The organism is Kitasatospora sp. NPDC051702 (genome assembly GCF_040681575.1).
Taxonomy (GTDB): Bacteria; Actinomycetota; Actinomycetes; order Streptomycetales; family Streptomycetaceae; genus Kitasatospora.
Map to the genome: position 1 here is coordinate 1 of NZ_JBFAZB010000104.1, position 4017 is coordinate 4017.

The 4017-nt window shown below is 76.3% G+C and carries 1 protein-coding gene; it reads right to left on the reverse strand.

The features are described 5' to 3' along the window. Window positions 1–4017, reverse strand: a 4017-nt coding sequence (locus AB0N04_RS38465; RefSeq protein ID WP_363365768.1) for a condensation domain-containing protein, incomplete at both ends; no start/stop codon positions are given.

Sequence of the window (4017 nt, forward strand, 5' to 3'; positions counted from 1 at the left end):
GCGTTCATCATCGGGATGTGCGGGTGGCGGTCGTGCCAGCGTCGGCAGAGGTCGGCGGGCAGGGCCTCGCCGGTGACCATCAGCCAGCGCAGGTCCGGGAGTTCGGGGGCGTCGCCCTCGGTGTCCCAGGCGTCCAGGGCGGCGCGCAGCAGGGAGGGCACGACCTCCAGGACGGCGATCCGCTCGTCGCGGGCCATCCCGAACAGGGCGGTCGGGTCGGCGGCCATCTCGGTGCCGGAGACCCGCACCGTCCCGCCGACGACGAGCGGGGCCAGCATCTGCCAGACCGACACGTCGAAGGTGAGCGGCGCGTTCTGGACGACGCCCTCCCCGGCCGCCAGGTCGAGGTCGCCGACCTTGGCCCAGAGGTGGTTCATCATCCCGGAGCGCTGCACCATCGCACCCTTGGGCTTCCCGGTGGAGCCGGAGGTGAACATCACGTAGGCGAGGTCCAGGCCGGTGCCCACGCACTCCGGCAGGGCCCCGGGCCCGGACCGCTCCAGCGGGAGGACGGTGACCGGCCCGCCCTGCACGGCGGCGGCGAACTCGGCGGCCTGCTCGCGGTACCCGGCGCCGACCAGCAGGTGGCGGGCGCCGCTGTCCTCGAGCAGCCCGGTGTTGCGGGCGGCCGGGGCGGTCGGGTCGAGCGGCAGGTAGGCGCCGCCCGCGCCGAGCACACCGAGCACGCCGGTGACGAAGGGGACGCCGGGTTCGGCGAACATCGCCACCACCGAACCGGTGGTGACCCCGGCTGCGGTCAGCTCGGCGGACAGCCCGCCGGCCGCCTCGACCAGCTCCCGGTAGCCCAGCGAGCCGGCGCCGTCGGTGACGGCCACCGCGTCGGGGGTGCTGGCGGCCACCGCGCGCACCCGCTCGACCACGCCGATGCTCTCCTCGGCGACCGTCGGGTCCCAGGCGCCGAGCAGCCCGCCCAGCTCGCCGGGGGTGGCGCGGCCGGTGAGGTCGGCCGGGGCGGTCACGTCGACCCGGGCGAGCGGCAGGTCGGGCCGCTCGGCGACGGTGCGCAGCAGGTGCTGGAAGACCGTCGCGACCCGCTCGACCTCGTCCCGGCCGAACAGGCCCGGGTGGTAGTCCAGTCGCAGGTGCAGGGTGTCGCCGGGGTGCACCACCATGCTCAGCGGGTGGTGCCGGGCGTCCCGGGCCTCGGCCCGGACGACGCGCGGGCCGTCGGCGACGCCGGTGTCGAGGCCGTTCTCGTCCAGCGGGAAGTTCTCGAACAGCACCACGGTGTCGAAGACCTCGCCGGACAGGCCCGCGGCCTGGTGGATCGCGGCGAGTCCGAGGTGCTCGTGCGGGAGCAGCGCGCTCTGCTGGTCCTGCACGGCGTGCAGCAGCTCGGCGAGGGTGTCGCCGGGGTGCAGCCGGGCCCGGACCGGCACGGTGGTGAGGAACATGCCGATCATCGACTCGACCTCGGGCACCTCGGCCGGGCGGCCGGAGGTGACGGCGCCGAACACCACGTCCTGGCGGCCGGTGAGCCGGCCGAGCAGCAGCGCCCAGCAGCCCTGGACCACGGTGTTGAGGGTCAGGCCCTCGGTGCGGGCCCAGCCGGAGAGCGCGGCGGTGAGGTCGGCGGGCACCTCGGCGAGCACCGCGTCGGGCAGCGCCGGGACGCGGGCCGGGTCGGCGGGGACGAGCAGGGTGGGCTCGTCGACGTCGGCCAGCACCCGGTGCCAGGCCTCCCGGGCCGCGGTGCGGTCCTGCGCGGTCAGCCAGGCCAGGTAGGAGCGGTACGGGGCCGGGTCGGGCAGCAGGGCGACGTCCGCGCCGGGTGCGCAGAGCGCGAAGAGCTCGCGGACCAGCAGCGGCATCGACCAGCCGTCGACCAGGATGTGGTGGCTGGTCCAGATGAACCGGTGCCGGCCCTCGCCGTGGGTGACCAGGGCGAAGCGCAGCAGCGGCGGGGCGGCGAGGTCGAAGCGGCGGGTGCGCTCGGCCTCGGTGATCCGGTCCAGCTCGGCGGCCCGGGAGGGCTCCGGCAGGTCGGTCAGGTCGGCGTCCAGCCAGGGGAGCTCGACGTGCTGCGGCACGACCTGGACCGGCTCGCCGGTGGCGCGGGCGCGGAAGGCGGCGCGCAGGTTGGGGTGCCGGTCGAGCAGGGCCTGTCCGGCGGCGCGCAGCGCCGCGGCGTCCAGCTCGCCCTCGATGTCGGCGACGATCTGCAGGGTGTAGACGTCGACGGCGTCCGCGTCCGGCCCGGAGCCGGCGGCGTCGTAGTCGGCGTGGAAGAGCATGCCCTGCTGGAGCGGGGTGAGCGGCAGCACGTCGGCGAGGGCGGTGCCGGCCTGCGCGAGCTCGGCCTCGAACTCCTCGATCTCCTCCTGGGCCAGGGCGACCAGCGGCAGGTCGGAGGGGGTGCGGCCGCCGGCGCCGGGGGCGGCGGCGTGCCGGGCGAGCAGTTCCAGGGCGCGGAACCAGGTGTCCGCGACGTCCCGGGCGTCCTCCTCGGCGACGGTCCGGCCGGCCCAGGACCAGTTGGCGATCAGGTGCGGGCCGTCGTGCCGGTCCTCGGTGGCCGGGGTGACGTCGAGCAGGTGCGGCAGCGGCATGCCGGGGTGGGCCCCGGTGCCGACCACCCCGTCGCCGCCGGCCGGCTCCCAGAGCCCGGCCTCGCGGGCGTCGAAGCGGCCCATGTAGTTGAAGCCGATCTGCGGCTTGTGGTGCCCGGCCAGGGCGCGGGCGGCGTGCGGGTTGAGGTAGCGCAGCAGGCCGTAGCCGACGCCGCGGTCGGGCAGCGCGCGCAGCTGCTCCTTGATCCGCTTGAGGGCGGTGGCGAGCGCGGGGCCGCCGGCCCAGACCTCGTCCCAGTCCAGCGTGCCCGGGTCCAGGCGCACCGGGAAGGCGCTGGTGAACCAGCCGACGGTGCGGGACAGGTCGAGGGTGTCGCTGAGCTGCTCGCGGCCGTGGCCCTCGAGTTCGATCAGGGTCTGCGCGTAGTCGGCGCGGCCGTGCCGGCGGCGCCAGTCGGCGACGGCGAGCGCGAGGCCGGTCAGCAGGACGTCGTTGACCTCGGCGTGGAACGCGGCCGGGACGTCGGTGAGCAGCGGGCCGGTGACCTCGGGGCCGAGTTCCAGGCGCAGGGTGCGCTGGGTGCCGTAGACGTCGGTCGCGGGGTCGAGCCGGTGGGTGCCGACCAGCGGGTCGGGGCCGGTCAGGGCCGACTGCCAGAGCGCGAGTTCGGACCCGCGGACCTGGGTGCGGGCCTGGGCGGTGAGCAGCTGCGACCACGCGCGGTAGGAGGTGCCGACCGGGTCGAGCGCGGGGGTGCGGCCCTCGGCCAGCGCCGCGCAGGCGGCGGCGAGGTCGGGCAGCAGGATCCGCCAGGACACCCCGTCGACGACCAGGTGGTGGGCGGAGATCACCAGCAGGGTGGTGTCGGCGCCGGGCGCTGCGCCGATCAGCACGGCCTGGATCATCACGGCCTCGGCGGGGTCGAGCCGGGCGCGGGCCGCGGAGGCCTGCCGCTCGGCGTGGCCGAGGGCGTCCTGCGGGTCCGTGCCGCCGTGCTCGGCGGTGGCGACCAGGCGCACGCCGGCGAGCGCGCCGGGGGCCAGTGCCTCGGTGTGCCACAGGCCGGGCGCGGGCTCGGTGGCGCGGGTGCGCAGCGCGTCGTGGTGGTCGACCAGGGCGTGCAGGGCCGTGTCGAGCAGGTCGGCGTCCAGCGTGGCGGGCACCCGCACGACGACGTGCTGGCTGTACTTGACGACCGGGCCGGTGAGGCTGTGCGTGTCGTCGTGCAACTGGGCCATGATCGGCGTCAGTTCGTACGGGCCGGTGCCGCCGGCGTCCTCGGCGGGCGCGGCCGCGGCCTGCGGCTCCGCGCCGCCGGCGATCCGGGCCAGGGCGGCCGCGGTCTTGTGGGTGAAGATGTCGCGGGTGGTGAAGCTCAGGCCGGCCTTGTGGGCGCGGCTGACGACCTGGATGGAGCGGATGCTGTCGCCGCCGAGGGCGAAGAAGTCCTCGTCGATGCCGACCCGCCCGGTGCCGAGCACCTCG